This window comes from Mycobacterium paragordonae (assembly GCF_003614435.1).
In the GTDB taxonomy this organism is placed as follows: domain Bacteria; phylum Actinomycetota; class Actinomycetes; order Mycobacteriales; family Mycobacteriaceae; genus Mycobacterium; species Mycobacterium paragordonae.
The window spans coordinates 1,194,529-1,216,239 of the sequence record NZ_CP025546.1 but is presented as its reverse complement, the minus strand read 5'-3'; the positions used below and the strand labels follow the sequence as shown (position 1 = coordinate 1,216,239).

Genomic DNA, 21,711 nt, shown 5'->3' with positions numbered 1-21,711 from the left:
GGCTACTTGGCCTTCTCGAGGATCTCCACGAGGCGCCAGCGCTTGGTGGCCGAGAGCGGCCGCGTCTCCATCAGCGAGACGCGGTCGCCGATGCCGGCGATGCTGTTCTCGTCGTGGGCCTTGACCTTCTTCGTGGTCCGGATGATCTTGCCGTACAACGGGTGCCGGACGCGGTCTTCGAGCTCGACGACGATGGTCTTCTGCATCTTGTCGCTGACCACGTAGCCGATGCGGGTCTTGCGGCGACCGCGCGGCTTGGGGGTGGCCGGAGTGTGCTTGGGGCCCTTATCTTTTGCGGGGGCATCCTTGGTCGCGGCTGCCTTGGGAGCCGCCTTCTTAGCCTCTGCCATCACGACTCCTTACCGTCGGACCCATCGGGTCCGCTAGCCAGACCCAGTTCTCGTTCGCGCAGCACCGTGTAGACGCGCGCGATCTCCTGACGCACGACGCGGAGCCGGCGGTTGTTGCTGAGCTGACCGGTGGCCATCTGGAAGCGCAGATTGAACAGCTCTTCCTTGGACTCGCGAACCCGCTCCTGCAGCTCCTCGTCGGTGAGCTCGCGCAGTTCGCCAGGGGAGATTCCCACTGCCATCAGAACTGCTCCTCTCGGGTAACGATGCGTGCCTTGATCGGCAGCTTGTGGATCGCTCGCGTGAGCGCCGCGCGAGCGATCTGCTCGTTCGGGTAGCTCAGCTCGAACAGCACCCGTCCGGGCTTGACGTTGACCACCCACCACTCCGGCGAGCCCTTACCCGAACCCATCCGGGTCTCAGCGGGCTTCTTGGTCAGCGGGCGGTCCGGGAAGATGTTGATCCACACCTTGCCGCCACGCTTGATGTGCCGGTTGATGGCGATACGAGCGGACTCGATCTGCCGGTTGGTGACGTAGGCGTGTTCGAGCGCCTGGATACCGTAGTCACCGAAGTTCACCGCGGTGCCGCCACTGGCGATGCCGCGTTGGCGGGGGTGGTGCTGCTTGCGGTGTTTGACCTTGCGGGGAATCAGCATGATTCAGCTCTCCGTGCTCTGCGCTTCTACTGCGGGTGCCGCAGCTTCGGGAGCCGCGGCAGCGCCTTCGTCGCCACCGGCTGCCCGGCCCGCGTCGGTACCGGTCGCCGTGGTGCCCGAGGCACCGCTGCGCCGCGGGCGGGTGCCCGACGGACGCTCGCGGCGGGGGCGGTCAGCGCCGGCTGGTGCGGCAGCGGCCAATTCGCGCTTGCCGCCGACAATGTCGCCCTTGTAAATCCAGACCTTCACGCCGATCCGGCCGAAGGTGGTCTTGGCCTCGTAGAGGCCGTAGTCGATGTCCGCCCGCAGGGTGTGCAGCGGAACCCGGCCCTCGCGGTAGAACTCCGAGCGGCTCATCTCGGCGCCGCCGAGACGGCCCGAGCACTGCACCCGGATGCCCTTGACGTTGGGCTGACGCATGGCCGACTGGATGGCCTTGCGCATCGCGCGGCGGAACGCCACCCGGTTGCTCAACTGCTCCGCGACTCCCTGGGCCACCAATTGTGCTTGGGACTCCGGGTTTTTCACCTCGAGGATGTTGAGCTGGACCTGCTTCTTGGTCAGCTTCTCCAGGTCGGCGCGGATGCGGTCGGCCTCGGTGCCGCGGCGGCCGATGACGATGCCCGGCCGGGCGGTGTGAATGTCGACCCGGACCCGGTCACGGGTCCGCTCGATCTCCACGTCAGCGATACCTGCGCGCTCCAGGCCGGACGACAGCAGCCGGCGGATCGCGACGTCCTCCTTGACGTACTCGGAGTACTGCTTGTCGGCGTACCAGCGTGACTTCCAGTCGGTGGTGATACCGAGCCGGAAGCCGTGCGGATTGATCTTCTGGCCCACTAGTCTGAGCCTCCCTTCGCTTCAGAAGCCTCAGAAGTCTTTGCGGGTGCCTTCTTGGCGGGAGCTTTGGTTGCCGCCTTCTTTGCGGGCGCCTTCGACGCAGCTTTCTTCGCAGGCGCCTTGGCGGCGGCCTTGCTGCCCTCGGCCCGACGGGTACGCGACGACTTCGAGGAGCGCTCGTCCTTGCTGGGCCGGCTCTCCACGATCACCGTGATGTGGCTGGTGCGCCGGCGGATCCGGAACGCGCGGCCCTGCGCGCGCGGCCGGATGCGCTTGGCGGTGGGACCCTCGTCGGCGTACACGGTGGCCACCACCAGAGTGGTGGGGTCCAGGCCGTCGTTGTTCTGCGCGTTGGCCGCGGCACTGGCGATCACCTTGGCCACCGGCTCGCTGGCCGCTTGCGGCGCCCAGCGCAGGATGTCGAGAGCGTCGGCCACCGACCGGCCACGCACCAGGTCGATGACCCGGCGCGCTTTCGTCGGCGACACCCGGACGAACCGCGCTTTGGCGGTCGCAGACGGATATTCAGTGGTAGTACTCATCGCCGCTTACTCTTCCGGTCGTCCTTGATGTGTCCCTTGAAGGTGCGGGTGGGCGCGAACTCCCCCAGCTTGTGCCCCACCATCGACTCGGTGACGAACACCGGCACGTGCTTGCGGCCGTCGTGCACCGCGAACGTGTGGCCGATGAAGTCCGGGATGATGGTGGACCGTCGCGACCAGGTCTTGATGACCTGCTTGGTGTTCTTCTCGTTCTGCACATCGACCTTCTTGAGCAGATGGTCGTCGACGAACGGACCCTTCTTCAGGCTGCGTGGCATGGTTGGTTACTCCTACCGGCCGTGCTTCTTGCCGGTGCGCCGGCGTCGGACAATGAGCTTGTTACTGGCTTTGTTCGGATTGCGGGTACGGCCCTCGGGCTTGCCCCACGGGCTGACGGGGTGACGACCACCGGAGGTCTTACCCTCACCACCGCCGTGCGGGTGGTCGACCGGGTTCATCACCACACCACGGACGGAGGGGCGCTTGCCCTTCCACCGCATACGACCGGCCTTGCCCCAGTTGATGTTTGCCTGCTCGGCGTTGCCCACCTCACCGACCGTCGCCCGGCAGCGGACGTCGACCCGGCGGATCTCGCCGCTGGGCATGCGCAACGAGGCGTAAGTGGCTTCCTTGCCGAGCAACTGGATGCTGGAGCCGGCCGAGCGCGCCAGCTTGGCACCACCACCCGGCCGCAACTCCACCGCGTGCACCAGGGTGCCGGCCGGGATGTTGCGCAACGGCAGGTTGTTGCCGGGCTTGATGTCGGCGTTGGCGCCCGATTCGACGATGTCACCCTGCGAAAGTCCGTTCGGCGCAATGATGTAGCGCTTCTCGCCGTCCAGAAAATGCAGGAGCGCGATCCGCGCCGTGCGGTTCGGGTCGTACTCGATGTGCGCGACCTTGGCGTTGACGCCGTCCTTGTCGTTGCGACGGAAGTCGATCACCCGGTAGGCGCGCTTGTGGCCGCCGCCCTGGTGACGGGTGGTGATGCGGCCGTGCGCGTTACGTCCACCCTTGCTGTGCAGCGGGCGCACCAGAGACTTCTCCGGCGTCGTCCGGGTGATCTCGGAGAAATCCGAGACACTCGCGCCACGACGGCCCGGGGTCGTCGGCTTGTACTTGCGAATTGCCATGTCTGATCAGATCTTTCTCTCGCGCTCGCCGGCTAGGCCGGGGCTCCGAACAGGTCAATCTGCTTGCTACCCGGCGCCAGGGTGACGATGGCGCGCTTGGTGCTCTTGCGCGTCCCGTAACCGGACCGGGTGCGCTTGCGCTTGCCCTGCCGATTCGCGGTGTTCACCGAAGCGACCTTGACGGCGAAGATCTTCTCGATGGCGATCTTGATCTGCGTCTTGTTCGAGTCGGGGTGCACCACGAAGGTGTACACGTTGTTGTCAAGCAGCCCGTAGGACTTCTCGGAGATGACCGGCGCCAGGATGATGTCGCGGGGGTCAGCGATGGTTGCCATCAGGCCGAAACCTCCTCGGAAGATGCCGCATTGGCGGTATTGGCTGCGATGTAGGCGTTCAAGGCCTCGACGCTGAACACCACGTCGTCGGCGTGCAGCACGTCGTAGGTGTTGAGCTGGTCCGGCGGCAGGATGTGCACACCGGGCAGGTTGCGCACGCTCTTCACACCGGCCTCGTCGCTACGGCCGACGACCACCAGGACCTGCTTGCGTTCGGTCAGCGTGGCCAGGAAAGCCTTGGCGCTCTTGGTCGACGGGGTCTGCCCCTCCACCAGCTCGGTGACCGCGTGGATGCGTCCGTTGCGGGCCCGGTCGGACAGCGCCCCGCGCAACGCGGCGGCGATCATCTTCTTGGGCGTGCGCTGGCTGTAGTCGCGCGGCTTGGGACCGTGCACCACACCACCGCCGGTGAACTGCGGAGCCCGGGTCGAACCCTGGCGGGCGCGGCCGGTTCCCTTCTGCCGGTACGGCTTGCGGCCACCGCCACTGACGTCACCGCGGGTCTTGGTGGAGTGCGTGCCCTGGCGGGCCGCGGCGCGCTGCGCCGTGACCACCTGGTGCATCAGTGCGATGTTGGCCGGCGCGTCGAACAGCTCGGCGGGCAGCTCGATGGAGCCGTCAACCTTGCCCGCCGGCGTCTTCACGTCAATTTTCAAGCTGTTGGAATCTTGTGCGGCCATTACTTCTCACCTCGTTTGATCGCGCTGCGGACCACGACGAGTCCGCCGGTGCGGCCGGGGACCGCACCCTTGATCAACAGCACGCCGTTGGCGGCGTCGACCTTGTGCACCACCAGGTTCTGCACGGTCACCCGGTCGTTACCCATCCGGCCGGCCATCCGCGTGCCCTTGAAAACCCTTGCCGGAGTGGCGCATCCGCCAATGGAACCCGGGCGGCGGTGTACCGCCTGGGCGCCGTGGCTGGCGCCCTGCCCACGGAAGCCGTGCCGCTTCATGGTGCCGGCGAAGCCTTTGCCCTTGGAGGTGCCGGTGACATCGACGTAAGCGCCGTCGGCGAAGATCTCCGCCGTCAGCTCCTGGCCGACCTCGTACTCGGCCGCCGCTTCCGCGTCGTCCAGCCGCAACTCGGCCAGGTGCCGGCGCGGGTTGACCCCCGCGGCGGCGTACTGGCCGGTGACCGGCTTGTTGACCTTGCGTGGGCTGATTTCGCCGTAAGCCAGTTGCACGGCGCTGTATCCGTCACGCTCCGGGGTACGGACGCGGGTCACCACGTTCGGCCCGGCCTTGACGACAGTCACCGGCACGACTCTGTTGTTCTCGTCGAATACCTGCGTCATGCCCAGCTTGGTACCCAGAATGCCTTTTCTTGCCATTGCTGCCCAAGCTCCTACTGGATGTTGACGTCGACGCTGGCCGGAAGATCGATGCGCATCAACGCGTCAACGGTCTTCGGCGTCGGGTCGAGGATGTCGATCAGACGCTTGTGTGTACGCATCTCGAAGTGCTCCCGCGAGTCCTTGTACTTATGCGGAGAGCGGATGACGCAGTACACGTTCTTTTCCGTCGGCAGCGGCACCGGTCCCACGACGCTGGCTCCGGTACGCACGACGGTCTCGACGATCTTGCGCGCCGACGCGTCAATAGCCTCATGGTCGTAGGCCTTGAGCCTGATGCGGATCTTTTGTCCCGCCACGCTTCTCCTACCTCTTCTCCCACACTGTGAGCCCGTGTCCGGACTTCAGTCGTTATTCGACTCCAGTGCCCCCCGGCGCGCGGATCGACCGCCCTGAGGAGGGCCGATCTAGCGTTGCGCCGGATACTGCGCCGCTGTTTACCTGTCGTGGTTCAACCGCTCCCCGCGCTCGGGTGTGTCACCCGCACGCAGCCTCGTAGGCGGCCGAATTAGTCGCGCTCCAAGGTGGGGACCGGACGCGCCCATGTGAGCGCTGGTCGTATGCCCGGCCAGGGATGAACCTGGCGCAGGGCAACCTGAACAGTATGCCCCAGATCAACGCCTGGGCCAAATCCCGGGCCCTGAACACCGGCGGCCCGCCCCGAACGGTCCCCGATCGTCGTCGGCAGCGACGCTACCAGGGCTTTTATGGCGCGTCCTCGACCGGCGCCGACCGGCGCGCGTAGGCTCCCAGGCCGTGATTGGTCCCAATCCGGGAGAACCTGACGCGGCACAACCCATGGTCGACTGGATCAACGGCGCGCCGCCGGGCGAGCTGGCCGCAGAGCTGATGGCCGCCTTCGGCCCCGACGCACCCAGGCGCGTACCGGTGCTGGCGCTGTCCGACTTCAGCGACTGGATGTTCCGCGGCTTCCCGCAGCGCCGGGGCCTGATCCTGCCGGCGCGTCCGGTGCAGGAGTCGTTACTGGAAGCCGTTCAGCTGCTGGAGCACTCGGAACTGGCGTACGTGCGGTGGATCGTCGACAACGAGTTCCGTTGGAGCGCTACCCGGCTGGGTCTGGCAACACTCGCTGAGGGCAAGCCCGCGGTCCGGCAGCGGATCAAGGACCGGACCGGTCTTTGACCGTCCCGCCGCGACGGCACTGGACCTCCAGGAAGCCGTCGACGGCGGCGCGCGCGGTCTCTCGATAGTCGAAGGCCGGCAGCGTGCTCAGCCGGCCGAGCACCAGGGGGCCGATCAGCAGCGCGATTGCGCTCGAGCGGTCGACTTTCCCCAACTCGGTGCCCAACTCGGCGGCCTGTGGGCTGTCGAACAGCGCGTCGAAGGGCGCCGCGTACTGCTGGGCGATGCGCTCGCGCAGGCCGGTGATCGCGCTCTGCGCCGCGGGCGAGTCGCTCGGCCCGGGTAGTTCCTGCAGGTCCGGGCCCAGCGCCAGCCAAGCCATCGCGGTCAGCACAGCGGGCGCTTCGGCGATGGCTTCGGCCTGGGCCAGGACCAGGGCCAGTAACCGTTCGCGCAGCGAGCCTTCGGCCGGCGGCATCGGCGCGGGCGGGATGAGACTGCTGAATGTTGCTGCCAGCAAATCGTTTCCGCTAGGGAAATGGCGATAGAGAGTAGCCCTGGCGACGTTGGCGGCCCGCGTGACCGCGTCGACGGTCACCGCGCTGGGTCCTCCGCTGCGCAGCAGCCCGGCAGCCGCCTCCAGCAAACGAGCCCGCGAGCGTGCCGGACGGGGATCCCGGTAACTCCCCTCGCTGATTGTGATGCACCTCCTGGTTTGAACTTGTTTGGAAACGAGATCAATGGTCTACCTACGAGACTATTAGTCTCGGTCACTACCTCGCCACCGAAAGGGGGCGCCACACATGGTCCAGACCATAGTCCGGCCCGGAGAGCGCGGGCACGAAGCAGGCCACAGCACCCGGGCACAGCGCTGGACGCTGGCGGTGGCGTGCCTCGGGGTGTCGCTGGTGGTTGCGTCGATGACGGCGCTGAATACCGCACTGGGAGACATCGCGGTCGCCACCTCCGCCACGCAGACGCAACTGACGTGGATCGTCGACGGGTACACCGTGGCGCTGGCCTGCCTGCTGCTGCCCGCGGGCGCGGTCGGTGACCGGTACGGCCGCCGGGGCGCGTTGCTCGCCGGCCTCGTCATCTTCTCGCTGGCCTCGGTCGCGCCGGCGCTGCTGCACTCACCGACCCAGATCATCGCGGGACGCGCCGTGGCCGGTGTCGGTGCTGCGTTCGTCATGCCCGCGACACTGTCGCTGCTGACCGTGGCGTATCCAAAAGAGCAGCGGCTGCGGGCCGTTGGCATCTGGGCCGGCACGGCCGGGTCCGGCGGGGTGATCGGCATGCTCGGTTCCGGCCTGCTGCTTCGGTTTTGGGACTGGCACGCCATCTTCTGGTCGTTGGGCGCGGGCGGTCTGCTGATTTTCGTTATGGCGTGCACCATTTCGCCGTCCCGGGACAACGACGCACCCCGCGTCGACTGGTGGGGCGCGGTACTGATCGGCGCGGCGGTCGCGATCGGCGTGTTCGCAATCCTGCAGGCGCCCACGCGGGGCTGGGACGATGCCCAGGTCTGGGGCGGACTCGCGCTGGGCACGGTCATCGCCGGGGTCTTCGCGGCGGTCGAATTCCGGCGGAAACACCCGCTGCTGGACGTACGCCTGTTCGCCGATCCCAGCTTTGCGACGGGCGTGGCGACCATCGTGGTGCTGTTCGGCGGCACGTTCGGCTTCTTCTTTCTCGCCATGCAGTACGTCCAGCAGATCATGAGTTACTCACCCCTGATGACGGCGGTGGCCCTCGGTCCGTTCATGGTGCCGCTGGGCATCTGCTCGGCGCTGTCATGGTGGTACGTGCCGAAGCTGGGACTTCGCCTGGTGCTGTTCCTGGGCACGCTGATGATGGCGGTGGGCTTCTTGTGCATGCTCACGCTCGACCTGCACCCGTCCTACCTCGATTTCGCCTGGCCGACCCTGATCCTGAGCACCGGCATCGGGCTCTGCACGGCGCCCACGACGTCGGCGATCATGGGGGCCGTACCGGACGAGAAGCAGGGGGTGGCCTCTGCGGTCAACGACACCGCACGTGAGCTGGGCGGCGCACTGGGGATTGCGGTGGCGGGCTCCATCCTTGCCGGCAGCTACAGCGACGAGCTCCGGCCGCGGCTGACGGGGTTCCCCGAGCCGGTGCGCGGGCCCGCGTCCGACTCCCTGGCCAAGGCCGTCGAAATATCGGAAAAGCTTGGCCCCCAGGGTGATCGACTGACCACCCTGAGCCAGACGGCATTTCTGCACGCCATGCATGCGTCGACCATCGCCATGGCGGTGATCGTCGCCGTGTCCGCGGTGCTGATCGGGCTGTGGGCTCCCGGCCGCGATGGGCGCCAACTGCGCCTGGCCCGCCGCATCAGGAATGTCCGCGGACAGGCCCGATCGCATTGAGCGAAAACGCCGCGGGCGTCGCCTAGTGCGGCTACCATCCGATAAGGGGGAAGGTTCGTAACGGGCGTCGGACACGATCCATGTTTGGCTGGGGGGCCGCATGTCGTACGTAATCGCTGCGCCGGAGTATGTCGCTGCGGCGGCAACGGATCTGGCGAACATCGGTTCGGCGATCGCCGATGCCAACGCCGCGGCTGCACTCCCGACGACCGGGGCATTCATCCCGGCCGGCGCCGACGCGGTGTCAGCGGAGATCGCTTCTCTGTTCGGCGCGCACGCCGAGGTCTTCCAGGCGCTCAGCGCACAGGCGGCGGCCTTTCACGACCAGTTCGTCCAGTTGATGAACCTGGGCTCCCAGTCCTACGCCGTCACCGAGGCGGCGAACGTTTCCAGCGTCCAGTCCGGTGTCGTGAACATGCCGCAGCAGACGCTGGGGCCCGGGGTCTTGAACGAAACCGTCCACGCGGCGCCGGCGGCCGCGGTCGCGGCGCAGACGATGGCCGTCAGTGCGGCATCGGTAGCCGGACCGGTGGGCTCGGCGATCGCACCCGCCGCGACGCCGGTGGGATCGGTGGCCTCGGCAGTAACGGCGGGGGCGGTGGGGCCGGCAGGGTCGGCGACCCGTCAACCCGCGCTGGCGGCGCGCTCCGCGGAACCCGTCGAAATCGAGGAGACGGCAGCGGTGTCGGCATTGCCGGCTCCGCTGGCGGCGCGGGCGGTGCCGGCAGCGGCGATCGCCGGTGCTCCGACGGCGCGGATGGAATCCGCCGGCGAAGCGGCGCCGGCGTCGAGCTGACAGTTCACTGAACGAATTCAGCCGCGCGGTGCCCCACCATGACGATGGTCGCGTGCGGTCCGCGACTGGGGACCACCGGGAGGATGGATCCGTCTATCACCCAGAGGTTTTCGATGCCGAGAACCCGACACCTGCTGTCCACCACAGCATCACAATTACCATCAATCCCCATCGGGGCGCTGCCACACAGATGTTGTGATGTCGACCAGGCCGCCGGACCTGTTGTGGTGTAGCAGAATTCGCGGGCCAATTCAGATCCCGTCCGCAAATCTGCAACGTCGGCCGGCTCACTGTCGTAACGATGCTCGATTCGCGGCGGCGTGTCAGGGTCTGCGGACACCAGGGTGATGCGTCCGCGCGAGCGCGGCCGCATCAGCGCCACGCCGAGGTGCGGCCAGTCGCTGTGCCCGGCAGCGCCATCGCCGGTCATGGCAATGAAACCACCGGTGTAGGGCCGGATTTCGATACCTTCGGCGGTGCTGAGCACGACTTCCAACACCGGATGGTCCGCCGCCACCTCCCAGTCGGTCGGCAGCACCCATTCCGGATGATCGCTGCATCGCAGCCCAACCGGCAGCGCCGCAACAACTTTCACGCCGGCGGAACGCAGCATCGCCGGTTCGCCTATGCCAGAGAGCATCAGCAGATGTGCCGATCGAATTGTGCCGGACGACAAGACGATTCGATCCGCCGTGAGGTCCATCGGGCCGTCGGGCCCCACTGCGTCCACACCCACTACCGTGGCACCGGCAAAGCGCAGGCGCACCGCCCGGGTTCGATCCAGCAGCTGCAGGTTCGGCCGCTGTAGCGCGGGTAACAGGAAGGCGGCTCCGGACCCGGTGCGGACGCCATCGACGATATTGAGCGGCACCGCGCCCACGCCCGCCGGCAGCTCGGGTCCGACATCGTTGAGATCGGTGACCCACTCGAATCCCGCCCGCCGGCTGGCGGCGACGAAGGTCTCGGTGACGCCGGTCAGATCGCGCGTGCGGCGAACCGGGATCCGGCCGCCGTCGCCGTGCGCGGGCGTGGCGAAGTCCAGATCCGTCTCGATGGCCCGGAAGTGGTCCAGCACGTCGGTCCATGCCCAGCCGGGTATCGCCATGCGGTCGAAGTCGCCGGGCAGTCCCCGGCAGAAGTAGCCTCCGTTGACGGCGCCGGATCCGCCGACCGTCGTTCCCCGCACCAGCGACGCCTGCCGCGCCGGGTGGTCGGTGAGTGTGGTCAGGTAGCGCTCGGCCAGGGGGCTGCCCGCACCGATGGGTAGCTGCAGCCCGTTGCGGGTGCGCGTCAGCAGCTGGGCATCGGTGAGTCCGGGACCTGCCTCCAGCACCGTCACGCTGCGGCTCGGATCGGCGGAAAGACGTTCGGCTACAACCGAACCGGCGCTTCCGGCGCCGACGATCAGCACATCGCTGTGCCGGGCGGCTGCAGACAAGGCGGCCGTTACGTCCGGATCTGTGGCTTGAGTGCGCCGATGTTGCGTTCGCGTACCACGCCGTACCAGAGGCCGATTCCGTAGGCCAGGTCGTCGATGCGCTTGAGCAACAGGAAGGTCAGCAGGCCGATCGGTTCGGCGTCCTCACCGACGGCGTCTCGGCGGCGCAGCCAGTCCGCCACCCCGTCGACGATCGCCGCGACCACCACGACATGCCGGAAGTGCCGCGACAGCATCGCCGCCAGCAGGGCCACCGGCCAGTAGTGCCGGCAGATGGCCGATGCCAATTGCAGCGCCGCCGACCACAGTCCCCGGGTGGCGATGACGACCACGTCCCACAGCGAGGTCTCCACCGATGTGTCGGCGCCGCGCAGGGCCTTGGCGATCCGGCGGCCGGTGAGCACGGCGATGACGATCGACGCCAATTGGGCAAGGCCGGTTCCGAGCGACATGAGGATCCAGGCCGTCAGCGCCCAACCGGAAATCACCACCGGCGCGGTCTTGTCGGGGTGCCGCACCGACAACGGCGCCGCCGAGCCTCCGTAGAACGCCTTGCGAGCGATCCAGTCCCGCAACTCGGTCCGGTGGTCATGGGCGACCAACGCGATCGGCTCGTACCGTAACCGGGCGCCGGTTTCAACCAGTCGCCAGCACAGGTCGACGTCTTCGCCGGAGTGCATCGTCTCGTCGAATCCGCCGACACCCCGGATCGCCGACGTGCGGCACACGATTGCCGCACTCGGCACGTAGGACACGGCGCTGTGCGGCAGTACCGGCGCCTCCCGCAGGCCCAGGTCCAGCGACGAGTGCACCGCTTCGTAGCGGGCGATCACGTTCTCGTCCTGCCCCAGACCCACGATGCGGGGCGCCACCAGTGCGACTGTCGGGTCGCAGAAGTGGCCCAGCAAAGCTTCGAGCCAGCCGCGACGCGGTGCCACATCGGAATCCAGGAATGCCACGAAGTCGGTGGTGCAGGCCGCCAGTCCAGTGTTCCGAGCTGCCGCCGGGCCTTTGCTGCGTACGTGGTGCAACACTTCGATGTCGCAGTGCGATCCCGCGAAATCTTCCAGTTCGATCGGGACGGCGGACCCGTCGTCGACGACGATGACCCGCAGCCCGCGCAGCGACGTGACCAGTCGTCGTACACCAGATATGTTGTCCCGCACCGGAATAACGACCGTGACATCGCGATGGGAGGGGCCCGTCGCGGGGCGCGGGTGGGCTACGGTGGCGTCCAGCAAGGTGCGGGCCAGCTGGGCGCTGACCTCGTCGCGAACCTTGAGCCGGCCGTCGCAGAGCATGCCCTGGGCGGCTGGCGCCAACCGCAGCAGCCGGGTCGGCGAGCCACCCAGCAGGGCCTTGCCGTCGCCGAGCACCCGGACCCGGCGATCGACCTGAACAGCAAATCCATTCGGCAGCCGGGTCACCGGCGCGGTCACGTCAGCATCCCGTCGGCACCGGGCGTCCAACGGCCGATGCGCCGGGCACAGTCGTCGACCATCTCGCTGAAGATCCGGCTCCCCTCGGCCGCGGAGGCCGTGGTCGGATCTCCCAGCACCCCGATGCGACTGACTGCCGCGACCCCGCCCCGTCGCATGGACGGCAACAACTCGCGCAGCGGCGCTTCGTTGCCGGCGAGCATGCGGTCGGTGTGCACGGAGTCCGGCGAGATGTGGAGCAGCACGGATGTTTCGGTGTGGCCGGCGTGCGCATCGCCGCCGGCGCAGGCGCAGGCGCACCACCCGGCGTCGCGGCCCTCGGCGCGGAGCCGGCCGATCGCATTCTGCAGCGCGCTGATATTGCCGCCGTGGCCGTTGACGAACACCAGCCGCTGCGCCCAGCAGGTCGCCGAGCGCCCGTATTCCACCAACAACGTGGTCAAGGCATCCGTGCCGATCGAGATCGTTCCGTCGAAACTCTGGTGCTCGCCACTGGCGCCGTATGCGATCGCGGGCGCCACCATCCAGTAGAGCCGCTCACCCACGGCGCGGGCGACCGCCGTGGCGATCCGGGTGTCGGTGTCCAATGGCAGGTGCGGACCATGTTGTTCGGTAGCCCCTAGCGGAATCAATATTGACGGCGATGCGGATATGGAGAGTTGGCTCGACGTCGAATCCCCCAGTTCGCCGTGTACAGGCACCCGGTGATGGTAAGACGAATTCACCTGGCGTGCACCGATTGTTGCCCTATCTATCGAATTTTTTTTCCGTGCTGTTGATCGATTGGCGAAATCTCTGCTCGTTTGCCACGACTGCCCCGCCAGTACCAGTTTCGGGCAAATGGTCATTCCCGAGTCGCCGACTCTGTGGTAGGGCCCGGCGCAGTAAAACCGTGACTTCGTAATATGGCCAGGCTGTGCGTGATACGGCCAGCCGCGACCAGTTCAGCGAATGCCCAACTCCCGGGTGAATCCGGACGGAATCAAGATGTCGTCGGCGGTGAGGTCGTGAATGGAGGAATGCCCGAGGCCCATCAGCGCCGAGTCGATGCCGCCGTGCAGGATGTCGAGCACGTTCTCGACGCCGGCTTGGCCGGCCGCCGCCAGACCCCACAGATAGGCCCGACCGATCATCACCGCGCGCGCGCCGAGTGCGACGGCCTTGACGACGTCACTTCCCCGGCGGATGCCACCGTCGAGCAGGACCTCGACCTGGTCGCCGACGGCCTCGGCCACCGCCGGCAGCGCGCGGATCGACGCGGGCGTGCCGTCCAGGTTGTTGCCGCCGTGATTGGACACCGAGATCGCCGAAACACCAGCGTCCACTGCCCTTTTGGCGTCGTCGACGCGCATGACGCCCTTGAGCATGAACGGTCCGCCCCATAGTTCCCGCAGCCAGGCGATGTCCTCCCAGGTAGGCGGGGGTGTGCCCATCCACTCGCCGTACGCGGCGAAGAAGGGCGGGCCGGGCTCACCGCGGCGGCCCTGGTTGGGTACCCGCAGGTCCGGCGGCCGCATCGTCTTGCCGAACTTCCACAGCCAACGCGGCTTGGTGATCGCCTCCGGCGACAGCTTCAGGATGTTCTTCAGGTTCATCTCTTCGGGGATCTTGGGGCTGCCCCAGTCGCGCCCGTGCGAGAACGTCCAGTCGGTGGTGACGATCAATCCGGCCGCACCGGCCGCACGAGCCCGCTCGGCCCGTTCGGCGATCGCGTCCCGCCCGCCGAGCCAGTAGATCTGGAAGAAGATCTTGGGGTTGGCGGCGATGACCTCCTCGATCGGCTTACTGGCGAACGAGGACAGACCCATGGCCGTGCCGCGGGCCGCGGCGGCCCGTGCGACGGCGACCTCACCGTCCGGATCGACCGCCTGGACGCCGGTCGGCGAAATGAGGACCGGCATCGAAATATCCTGGCCCATAACGGTGGTCGAGAGGTCGCGTTTCGCGCTGGCACCGATGACGTGCGGAGCGAATCCGAGTTCGCTGAATGCCGCCACATTGTCGGCTACCGTTACGCCTTTTTCGCTGGCCGAGATAAGCGACGAATAGACGGATTTCGGCAGCCGCCGCTTAGCGCGTTGCTGGGCAATCGCGACGGTTTCAAACCATTGGTCTGCCATGGTTATACGGGGCTTTCGTTGCACAGCCGCGACGGCGGCCTCATGGACAGGGTCAACGGCACCGGAGTGCTGAGCCGCTTACCACGGGAGTGGTCGACGCGCGGCCGTGGTGTCTCACGTTCGGCCTCCAGCGCCGGCGCACCGTGACCCTGTACGCACTCGGGATCGGGACCGTCCATCGGCAGGCCGGTGAAAAACTTCGCCGCCATGCAGCCGCCCCGGCAGCTGTCGTAGTGCCCGCAACTGCCACAGGCTCCGGCGGACTGCGGCTCGCGCAGTTCGCGGAACAGCGGGGCGTTCTTCCAGACACTGGCAAAACCGAGGCCGAAACCGCTGTCCGTCAACACGTTTCCGGCCAGGAAGCGGTCGTGGATGGCGAACGGGCAGGCGTACACGTCGCCCACCGGGTCGATCAGGCACACCACCCGGCCGGCGCCGCACATGTTCAGCCCGGCCAGCGCGCCCGGCGAACCCAGCGGCGCCAGGTGGAAGAACGAGTCACCGGTCAGCACCCCTTCGCCCTTGGCCACCAGCCAGTCGTACAGCTGCACCTGCTGCTCGGACGTGGGGTGCAATTCCTCCCAGACGTCGGCCCCGCGTCCCGACGGCCGCAACCGGGTGATGCGCAGCGTGGCACCATAACGGCTTGCCAGCGCGGCGAATTCGTCGAGCTGGTCCACATTGTGCCGGGTCACCACGACCGAAATCTTGGCGTCGCGGAACCCGGCTGCAGCCAGGTTCTCCAGCGCCCGCACCGCCATGGCGAACGACCCGGGACCGCGCACGGCGTCGTTGACCTCGGCAGTGGCGCCGTCCAGGGAAATCTGGACATCAACGTAGTCGCTGGCCGCCAGTCGCGCCGCCACCTCGGGCGTGATGCGCACGCCGTTGGTGGAGAACTTCACCCCGACGTGGTGCTCGGTCGCATAGTCCACCAACTCCCAGAAGTCCGGTCGCACAGTGGGTTCGCCGCCGCCGATGTTCACGTAGAACACCTGCATGCGTTCGAGTTCGTCGATGATGTCCTTGCACTGACGGGTGGACAACTCACCCGGGTCGCGTTTGCCCGACGACGACAGGCAGTGCACACACGCCAGGTTGCAGGCGTAGGTCAGCTCCCAGGTCAGGCAGATCGGCGCGTCGAGCCCGTGCTCGAACTGCTCGATCAGCGCGGGGACTCTTGCTGCGGTGGTCATGGTGCCTCCCGGGGTACCAGCATGGTGGAGCGGGCCAGCACATCCAGCGCGTGCAGGTACGGGCCCTGGTCGGGGTCGTCGACGCCGGCGGCCCGGCATGCGGACCGCACGTCGGGGTGCTCGGCCAGCGACTGCACCACGGTCAGGATGGTGCGATTCTTCAGGAACGATAGTTTGCGGGTGCCGAAGTGATACAACAGCGCCCCAAAGGGTTCCGGCCGGATCGCCACCTGCGGATGCAGGCGCCAGCCGCTGTCCGGGTCGAACTTCGCGCTCTCCCGGGCCGGCGCGGGGGCGGCCACCGTCAGTAGACCCCGCACATGCCGTCGATGGAGACCTCTTCCACCAGCGTCTCGGTGACGAGTTCGGCCTCAGTCTGGTTCTCGTTGTCCATGGCGGTTGCCTTTCATCGAAGGAATTCGGCAATGATGGGTGGTGCTGGTCACAATCTCACGACCGTGGCCAGAATATGGCATCGAGTGCCGAAATGGAAGGGCGGGGTCTGATGCTGCCGGAGTCGCGGGTGGGCAGGCGCCGCTCGACGACGCCTTTGCACATCACTGACGTCGCGATCGACCTGTTCGCGGCACGCGGGTTCGCTGAGGTCAGCGTCGACGACGTCGCACATGCCGCCGGGATAGCGCGCCGAACCCTGTTCCGCTACTACGCCTCCAAGAACGCGATTCCGTGGGGCGACTTCGACGCCCACCTCGAACAACTGCAGGAACTGCTGGACCGCGTCGATCCACGGGTACCGCTGCGCGAGGCGCTGCGCGGGGCACTGCTGGCGTTCAACACCTTCGACGAATGCGAGTCGGTCCGGCATCGCCAGCGCATGCGGGTGATCCTGGAAACGGCTGAGCTGCAGGCGTATTCGTTGACGATGTACGCAGGCTGGCGGGAGGTGATCGCCGGCTTCGTCGCCCGCAGGTCGGGCGGCAAGACGACCGACCTGGTCCCGCAGACCGTCGCGTGGACGATGCTCGGGGTCGCGCTGAGCGCTTACGAGCACTGGCTCGGCGATGAGTCGGTTTCGCTGCCCGAGGCGCTCGGTAATGCGTTCGACGTCATCGGGGCGGGCCTGGACTCACTCGAGTGAGCGCCATAGAGCATCTGCTGCACACCCTCCGGTCGCAGGGCCGCTTCTGCGCCCGATCCGGGTCGGCGATGTACGGCGAACTCTTCGACCTGGTGGCCGGCGACGTGGAGACCGGCGGCGTGTTCGCGAGCATCCTCACCGGTCACGAGGAGGCGCCATCGGGCCAGGCGCTGCCGCTGCGGTTGCTCGGCGGGCTGCACCGCATGGTGCTCGACGGACGGGCGGCACATCTGCGCCGCTGGTATCCCAGCGCGGGCGGCAGCTGGGACGCGCAGCGCGCCTGGCCCGAGATTCTGCACGTCGCGGCCGAGCGGCCCGACGCGTTGCGGGCGGCGCTGCGCCGTCCTCCGCAGACCAACGAGGTGGGCCGGTCGGCGGCACTGATCGGTGGCCTGCTGCACCTTCACAGCGAATTCCGATTGCCGATAAGGCTTTTCGAGATCGGCAGCAGCGCCGGGCTGAATCTGCGCGCCGACCGGTACCACTACCGATACGCCGGCAATCAGTGGGGACCGCCCGACTCGCCGGTAGTGATCGATGACGCATGGCACGGCCAGCTACCCCCGGGCGGCGGACTGCAGATCGCCGAACGGCACGGTTACGACATCGCGCCAATCGACGTGACTGAACCCGACGGGGAGTTGACCGTGCTCAGTTACGTGTGGCCCGACCAGCACGCCAGACTGACCCGGGTGCGCGGCGCCATCGCGGTGGCCCGCGAGGTGCCGGCGCACTTGGAGCGCTGCACGGCGGCGGATGCCGTCGCCGGGCTGACCCTGGCCGAAGGTGCGCTGACCGTGCTGTGGCATTCGATCACCTGGCAGTACCTTTCCACGGACGAACGCGCCGCGGTGCGGGCCGGGATCGACAGGCTGGCCGCGCAGGCGGACGCGCTGAAACCGTTGGCGCACCTGACTCTCGAGCCGGCGCGAGAGGGGCCGGAGGGCACGCTGAAATTCCTGGTGCGGGCGACCGCATGGCCCGGCGGCGAGGAGCGGGTGCTGGCCGAATGCCACGCCCACGGCGCCCCGGTGCACTGGCAGTGACGCCGGGGAAAAGTTTTTTCGCTGACCCCGTCGGAGTTCGGGCCGCCACAACGATATTAAGAATGTGAGCGCCCAACCGCACCGCGAGCGCGACGTCGCGAGCGCGCTGCTGGAGCTGTACGACGAAGCGCTGCCGGTCGTCTACGGCTACTTCGTGCGCCGCTGCGGCGACCGCGGGACGGCGGAGGATCTGACGTCGGAGACGTTCCTGGCCGGACTGCAAACCGCGCGAGCCGCCGCACGTGCAGGTGATCCGCCGCCGATCGCCATGCCCTGGCTGATGGGAGTGGCGCGGCACAAACTGGCCGACCACTACCGGCGCCGGCGGGATCCGGTGCCGGTGGCCGATCCACCGGAGCCGGGAGACCCGCCCGACGACTGGGATGCCGAGCTGGACCGGCTGGTCGCCGAGAGCGTGCTGGAGAGACTGAGCGACTCACACCGCGCGGTGCTGGTGCTGCGTTATATGGATGACTGCAGCGTCGGCGAGTGCGCCGCCTTGCTCGGGCGCACCGTGCACGCCACCGAGGCGCTGCTGGTTCGCGCCAAGAGAGCGTTCCGAAAAGAGTATCCGGAAGGGGGCACGTCATGAGTCAGCGCGATCCGCTCGACGTGCTGCGCACCGAAGACCTTCCGGTGCAACCCGATCCGGGCTTCACCGCGCGGTTGCGTGCGCGGCTGGAGTCCGCTCTGTCACTACCCCCCGGAGGAGTTGTCATGACCGCCACATCCGCCTTCTCGAGCGCAACCATTTCCGAACTGCCCGCACAGCCCGCCCCCGCACCCCGCCCGGCCGCACTCCCCTACCTGTCCGTACGGGACGCGCGGGCCGCGATCGACTGGTACGCCGCGGCGTTCGGCGCAGTGGTGGTCGGTGAACCAATGGCGATGGACGACGGCCGGATCGGGCATGCCGAGCTCGAGATCGGCGACGGGGTGCTGTATCTGGCCGACGAGTACCCCGAGTTGGGATTGCGGGGTCCGCAGCCGGGCGCGGTATCGGTCAGCCTGATGCTGCATGTCGCCGACACCGATGCCGCATTGCAGCGGGTCCGCGAGCACGGCGCGACGGTGCAGCGTGAAATCTACGAAGGCCACGGCTCGCGCAACGCGACCATCGTCGACCCGTTCGGTCACCGCTGGATGCTGAGCGGTCCGGTGGCCACCCCGGTCGCCGGCATCCGGCGGGGCGACCTCGGTTACATCTCGCTGCGGGTCCCCGACGCCGAGCGCGCCGCGGCCTTCTACACACACGTGCTGGGGTGGAACGTCGACGCGGCGTCGCATCGGGTGACCAACACCGATCTGCCCACCGACATCCACGGCGGCGCCGCGGAGCCGAACATGTTCTGCTGCTACGCCGTCACCGACCTGGCCGACGCGCGAGCGGCGATCACCGCGGCCGGCGGGTCGGTCGGCGAGACCCGGCGCTCCGAGCACGGCGTCACCCTGGATGCCACCGACCCGCAGGGGTCGGCGTTCGCGGTGCTCGAACCGGCACCGGGCCGGGAACGCCCGGCGCTCAACGGATCTGGACCCGGCGAGCTGGCCTACGTGACCTACGACGTACCGGAGTCCGCCGGCTTCCGTGACTTCTACGGGCGGGTACTGGGCTGGACGTTCGAACCCGGTCGCGTCAGCGACGGGTGGCAGGTGCGCGAGGCCCACCCGATGTCGGGTGCCGCGGGCGGGAGCCCCCGTCGCACCACGGTGCCGATGTGGACCGTCGACGACATCGACGCCGCGGTGGCCCGGGTACGCGAGGCCGGCGGCACCGTGCTGGACGAGCCGTCCCGGCAGCCGTACGGCCTGTCCGCCGAATGCACCGACGACCAGGGCTCGCGCTTCTACCTGGGGCAGTTCTAGCCGCCGGCGTTCAGCATCTCCGAAATCGGCACGGCGGCAGCGACTTTGGCGCGCACCTTCATCACTTTTCCGGGCAACCCGCCGCCCACCACACCGACCAGGGCGCCGTCGCGTTCGTAGTACGCCAGGAACTTGCGCCCGTCGTCCTCGACGATGTGCACGGTGTCGGTGGCCTCGGGTTCGCCCAGGCACTGGATCTTGACGTCGTACTGATCGCTCCAGAAGTACGGGACGACGACGGAGGACGGCACGTCGCGGCCCAGCATGGCGGGCACCACGACCCTGGTCTGGTCGGCCACGTTGCTCCAATGTTCCACGCGCACTTGGTGTCCCGTGGCATCGCGCCAGGAAGCGACGTCACCGAGCGCCCAGACGTTGGGGGCGCTGGTGCGGCCGGCCTCGTCGCAGACGACCCCGTTATCGACCTCGATGCCGCTGCCGTCGAGCCAGCCGGTGGCCGGGCGCGAGCCGATACCGACCACCACCAGGTCGGCGGGAACTTCCGCGCCGTCGGTGAGCACCACCGTGTCGACGTGACCGTCACCACGGACCTCGGCCACCCCGATGCCGGTGCGCACGTCGACACCCTCGTCGCGGTGCAGTCGCGTCACCAGCCCGCCGATCTGCTCGCCGAGCACCGATGCCAGCGGCGTCGGCTGCGGTTCCACCAGGACCACGTCGACGCCGAGACCGCGCAGGCTGGCCGCGACCTCACAGCCGATGAATCCCGCACCGATCACCACCGCCTTGCTGGCCGAGGACGCGTGGGTGCGCAGCGCCATGCATTCGTCGAAGGACCGCAACACCCGAATGCCGTCCAGGTCGGGCAGGCTCGGGATGCGCCGCGGCACCAGGCCGGTGGCAATGACGAGTTCGTCGTAGCCCAGCGAGGTTCCGTCGGCCAGCGTCACGGTCTGTGCCGCGGTGTCGATTCCGGTGGCCGCCTGGCCCAGCCGCAGGGTGATGTCCTTCTCGTCGTACCACTCCCGCGGTTTGAGGGCCGTGTCGTCGATCTCGCTGCGCAGCACCTCTTTGGACAGCGGTGGCCGGTCGTAGGGCAGGTGCACCTCGTCGCTGACGATGGTGATGGGGCCGGCGTACTCCGCACGACGCAGTTGCTCGGCGGTCCGGGCGGCAGCCAGCCCGCCGCCGACGATCACGATTCCGTGTGTGCTCACGTGGAGTTCATAGCACGGTCGACAATCAGTACTTCAACGCGCCCTTGTCGACCGGGATCTGGGTGCCCGACTGGGTGCCGGAACCGTCACCGGCCAGCCAGACGACGACGTCGGATACCTCGTCGGGTGACATAAAACCCTTGTACTGCATGGGCATTGGCGGGAAGGCGTGCACGAACCGGGGATGTTTGGCGAACACCTGCATCATGGCCTCCGGCTCGATCATCGGAGTGTCGACGGAGTAGGGGTGGATTGAGTTGACCCTGATGCCGTATTCGCCCAGTTCGAGCGCCAGGGTGTTGGTCAGCGCGGTCAGGCCGAACTTGCTGGCCGCGTAGTGGCCGTTGCCCGGCGTCGCCTTCAATCCGGCCGCGGAGCTGACCACGACGATGGAGCCGCCGTTGCCGGCCTCGATCATCGCCGGGATGGTGGCCCGCAACGTGCGCCAGGTGCCGGTGAGGTTCACCCCGATGACGGTGTCCCACTGTTCGTCGGTCAGTTCCCACACCCGGCCCCAACCCAGTACGCCGGCGTTGGCGACGACGATGTCGAGCCGGCCGAACTGCTCGACCCCGTCGGACACCAGTTGCCGCACCGCGGCGTCGTCGCGGATGTCGACCTCGCGGGCCAGGATCTTGCGACCCTCGGCCTCCACCGCGCGGACGGTCTCGGCCAGATCCTCCGGTGTGGCCGGCGGGTAGGTCAGGGTGTCCGAGACCGGCCCGCAGATGTCGGAGGCGATGATGTCGGCGCCTTCGCGGGCGAGCCGGATCGCATGAGAACGTCCCTGGGCACGCGCGGCTCCGGTGATGAAAGCCACCCGCCCTTGAAGTGAATCAGCCACT

At 67.9% G+C, this 21,711-nt stretch carries 29 protein-coding genes; 8 read left to right on the top strand and 21 right to left on the bottom strand.

Translation table 11 applies throughout. The features are described 5' to 3' along the window. Positions 1–2: 2 nt before the first annotated feature. From rpsQ to rpsJ, 11 genes are read right to left on the bottom strand one after another with little or no spacing between them, the layout of a single operon-like run. A complete protein-coding gene (gene rpsQ, locus C0J29_RS05685) occupies positions 3–350 on the bottom strand; it encodes a 30S ribosomal protein S17 (RefSeq protein WP_065046111.1) in 348 nt (115 codons plus the stop codon). Continuing rightward, entirely contained in the window at positions 350–592 is a 243-nt protein-coding gene (gene rpmC, locus C0J29_RS05680; RefSeq protein WP_065046110.1) for a 50S ribosomal protein L29, read from the bottom strand. The genes rpsQ and rpmC overlap by 1 nt, the downstream gene beginning before the upstream one ends. Continuing rightward, positions 592–1,008: a 50S ribosomal protein L16 gene (gene rplP / locus C0J29_RS05675; RefSeq protein ID WP_055576361.1), complete on the bottom strand. Its 417-nt coding sequence runs from the start codon at positions 1,006–1,008 to the stop codon at positions 592–594. Before rplP ends, rpmC begins: the two co-directional genes overlap by 1 nt. Positions 1,009–1,011: 3 nt before the next feature. Further along, the gene (gene rpsC / locus C0J29_RS05670; RefSeq protein WP_055576362.1) at positions 1,012–1,848 is read right to left on the bottom strand and encodes a 30S ribosomal protein S3; all 837 of its coding nucleotides are present in this window, start codon (positions 1,846–1,848) and stop codon (positions 1,012–1,014) included. Then, positions 1,848–2,390 (bottom strand): 50S ribosomal protein L22, encoded by a 543-nt coding sequence (rplV, locus tag C0J29_RS05665; RefSeq protein WP_065161793.1) that lies wholly within the window; start codon positions 2,388–2,390, stop codon positions 1,848–1,850. The genes rpsC and rplV overlap by 1 nt, the downstream gene beginning before the upstream one ends. Next, positions 2,387–2,668: a 30S ribosomal protein S19 gene (rpsS, locus tag C0J29_RS05660; RefSeq protein ID WP_011739061.1), complete on the bottom strand. Its 282-nt coding sequence runs from the start codon at positions 2,666–2,668 to the stop codon at positions 2,387–2,389. Before rpsS ends, rplV begins: the two co-directional genes overlap by 4 nt. 12 nt (positions 2,669–2,680) lie before the next feature. Next, on the bottom strand, positions 2,681–3,523 hold the full coding sequence (rplB, locus tag C0J29_RS05655) for a 50S ribosomal protein L2 (protein WP_055576364.1): 843 nt from the start codon (positions 3,521–3,523) through the stop codon (positions 2,681–2,683). A 32-nt stretch (positions 3,524–3,555) separates the two neighbouring features. Further along, the gene (gene rplW, locus C0J29_RS05650) at positions 3,556–3,858 is read right to left on the bottom strand and encodes a 50S ribosomal protein L23 (RefSeq protein ID WP_055576365.1); all 303 of its coding nucleotides are present in this window, start codon (positions 3,856–3,858) and stop codon (positions 3,556–3,558) included. After that, on the bottom strand, positions 3,858–4,538 hold the full coding sequence (gene rplD, locus C0J29_RS05645; protein WP_065046108.1) for a 50S ribosomal protein L4: 681 nt from the start codon (positions 4,536–4,538) through the stop codon (positions 3,858–3,860). The genes rplW and rplD overlap by 1 nt, the downstream gene beginning before the upstream one ends. Continuing rightward, complete coding sequence (gene rplC, locus C0J29_RS05640) at positions 4,538–5,191, bottom strand: 50S ribosomal protein L3 (protein ID WP_065046107.1); 654 nt, start codon at positions 5,189–5,191, stop codon at positions 4,538–4,540. The genes rplD and rplC overlap by 1 nt, the downstream gene beginning before the upstream one ends. A gap of 14 nt (positions 5,192–5,205) precedes the next feature. After that, positions 5,206–5,511, bottom strand: coding sequence for a 30S ribosomal protein S10 (rpsJ, locus tag C0J29_RS05635; RefSeq protein WP_003873519.1), 306 nt, complete (start codon positions 5,509–5,511; stop codon positions 5,206–5,208). Between the two features lie 305 nt (positions 5,512–5,816). Between rpsJ and C0J29_RS32695 the strand changes: the two genes are divergently transcribed. Continuing rightward, complete coding sequence (locus tag C0J29_RS32695) at positions 5,817–5,957, top strand: hypothetical protein (RefSeq protein ID WP_162951348.1); 141 nt, start codon at positions 5,817–5,819, stop codon at positions 5,955–5,957. A gap of 11 nt (positions 5,958–5,968) precedes the next feature. Further along, positions 5,969–6,355: a hypothetical protein gene (locus C0J29_RS05630; protein WP_133435539.1), complete on the top strand. Its 387-nt coding sequence runs from the start codon at positions 5,969–5,971 to the stop codon at positions 6,353–6,355. Here C0J29_RS05630 and C0J29_RS05625 read toward each other — a convergent pair. Beyond that, positions 6,333–6,998, bottom strand: coding sequence for a TetR/AcrR family transcriptional regulator (locus C0J29_RS05625; protein ID WP_120791741.1), 666 nt, complete (start codon positions 6,996–6,998; stop codon positions 6,333–6,335). The genes C0J29_RS05630 and C0J29_RS05625 overlap by 23 nt on opposite strands. Positions 6,999–7,098: 100 nt before the next feature. Between C0J29_RS05625 and C0J29_RS05620 the strand changes: the two genes are divergently transcribed. Together C0J29_RS05620 and C0J29_RS34335 are read left to right on the top strand one after the other, a co-directional pair. Further along, on the top strand, positions 7,099–8,688 hold the full coding sequence (locus C0J29_RS05620; RefSeq protein ID WP_120791740.1) for an MFS transporter: 1,590 nt from the start codon (positions 7,099–7,101) through the stop codon (positions 8,686–8,688). Positions 8,689–8,788: 100 nt separating this feature from the next. Continuing rightward, the gene (locus C0J29_RS34335) at positions 8,789–9,484 is read left to right on the top strand and encodes a PE family protein (RefSeq protein WP_197748189.1); all 696 of its coding nucleotides are present in this window, start codon (positions 8,789–8,791) and stop codon (positions 9,482–9,484) included. A gap of 4 nt (positions 9,485–9,488) precedes the next feature. On the opposite strand, the gene mftG is transcribed toward C0J29_RS34335, so the two are convergent. The 7 genes from mftG to mftA all read right to left on the bottom strand — a co-directional run bounded on the left by mftG (position 9,489) and on the right by mftA (position 16,071). After that, complete coding sequence (gene mftG / locus C0J29_RS05605) at positions 9,489–10,922, bottom strand: mycofactocin dehydrogenase MftG (protein WP_120791738.1); 1,434 nt, start codon at positions 10,920–10,922, stop codon at positions 9,489–9,491. 8 nt (positions 10,923–10,930) lie between these two features. After that, a complete protein-coding gene (gene mftF / locus C0J29_RS05600) occupies positions 10,931–12,361 on the bottom strand; it encodes a mycofactocin biosynthesis glycosyltransferase MftF (RefSeq protein WP_065046101.1) in 1,431 nt (476 codons plus the stop codon). Further along, entirely contained in the window at positions 12,358–13,086 is a 729-nt protein-coding gene (gene mftE / locus C0J29_RS05595; protein ID WP_120791737.1) for a mycofactocin biosynthesis peptidyl-dipeptidase MftE, read from the bottom strand. Before mftE ends, mftF begins: the two co-directional genes overlap by 4 nt. Before the next feature lie 219 nt (positions 13,087–13,305). Then, positions 13,306–14,481, bottom strand: coding sequence for a pre-mycofactocin synthase MftD (gene mftD, locus C0J29_RS05590; protein WP_065046099.1), 1,176 nt, complete (start codon positions 14,479–14,481; stop codon positions 13,306–13,308). A gap of 2 nt (positions 14,482–14,483) precedes the next feature. After that, complete coding sequence (gene mftC / locus C0J29_RS05585; RefSeq protein ID WP_065161800.1) at positions 14,484–15,677, bottom strand: mycofactocin radical SAM maturase; 1,194 nt, start codon at positions 15,675–15,677, stop codon at positions 14,484–14,486. After that, on the bottom strand, positions 15,674–15,997 hold the full coding sequence (gene mftB, locus C0J29_RS05580) for a mycofactocin biosynthesis chaperone MftB (RefSeq protein WP_197048155.1): 324 nt from the start codon (positions 15,995–15,997) through the stop codon (positions 15,674–15,676). The genes mftC and mftB overlap by 4 nt, the downstream gene beginning before the upstream one ends. Next, positions 15,982–16,071: a mycofactocin precursor MftA gene (mftA, locus tag C0J29_RS05575; RefSeq protein WP_065046096.1), complete on the bottom strand. Its 90-nt coding sequence runs from the start codon at positions 16,069–16,071 to the stop codon at positions 15,982–15,984. Before mftA ends, mftB begins: the two co-directional genes overlap by 16 nt. A gap of 111 nt (positions 16,072–16,182) precedes the next feature. On the opposite strand from mftA, the gene mftR reads away from it, so the two are divergent. From mftR to C0J29_RS05555, 4 genes are all read left to right on the top strand, one after another. Beyond that, the gene (gene mftR, locus C0J29_RS05570) at positions 16,183–16,776 is read left to right on the top strand and encodes a mycofactocin system transcriptional regulator (RefSeq protein ID WP_120794571.1); all 594 of its coding nucleotides are present in this window, start codon (positions 16,183–16,185) and stop codon (positions 16,774–16,776) included. Further along, complete coding sequence (locus C0J29_RS05565; RefSeq protein WP_120791735.1) at positions 16,773–17,822, top strand: DUF2332 domain-containing protein; 1,050 nt, start codon at positions 16,773–16,775, stop codon at positions 17,820–17,822. The genes mftR and C0J29_RS05565 overlap by 4 nt, the downstream gene beginning before the upstream one ends. Before the next feature lie 64 nt (positions 17,823–17,886). Then, the gene (locus C0J29_RS05560; protein ID WP_120791734.1) at positions 17,887–18,414 is read left to right on the top strand and encodes an RNA polymerase sigma factor; all 528 of its coding nucleotides are present in this window, start codon (positions 17,887–17,889) and stop codon (positions 18,412–18,414) included. Further along, positions 18,411–19,688: a VOC family protein gene (locus C0J29_RS05555; RefSeq protein ID WP_120791733.1), complete on the top strand. Its 1,278-nt coding sequence runs from the start codon at positions 18,411–18,413 to the stop codon at positions 19,686–19,688. Before C0J29_RS05560 ends, C0J29_RS05555 begins: the two co-directional genes overlap by 4 nt. Here the strand turns inward: C0J29_RS05555 and C0J29_RS05550 are convergent. After that, the gene (locus C0J29_RS05550; RefSeq protein WP_065046092.1) at positions 19,685–20,866 is read right to left on the bottom strand and encodes an NAD(P)/FAD-dependent oxidoreductase; all 1,182 of its coding nucleotides are present in this window, start codon (positions 20,864–20,866) and stop codon (positions 19,685–19,687) included. The two genes, C0J29_RS05555 and C0J29_RS05550, sit on opposite strands and share 4 nt — an antisense overlap. Positions 20,867–20,891: 25 nt before the next feature. After that, positions 20,892–21,710, bottom strand: coding sequence for a mycofactocin-coupled SDR family oxidoreductase (locus tag C0J29_RS05545; RefSeq protein ID WP_120791732.1), 819 nt, complete (start codon positions 21,708–21,710; stop codon positions 20,892–20,894). Position 21,711 lies beyond the last annotated feature (1 nt).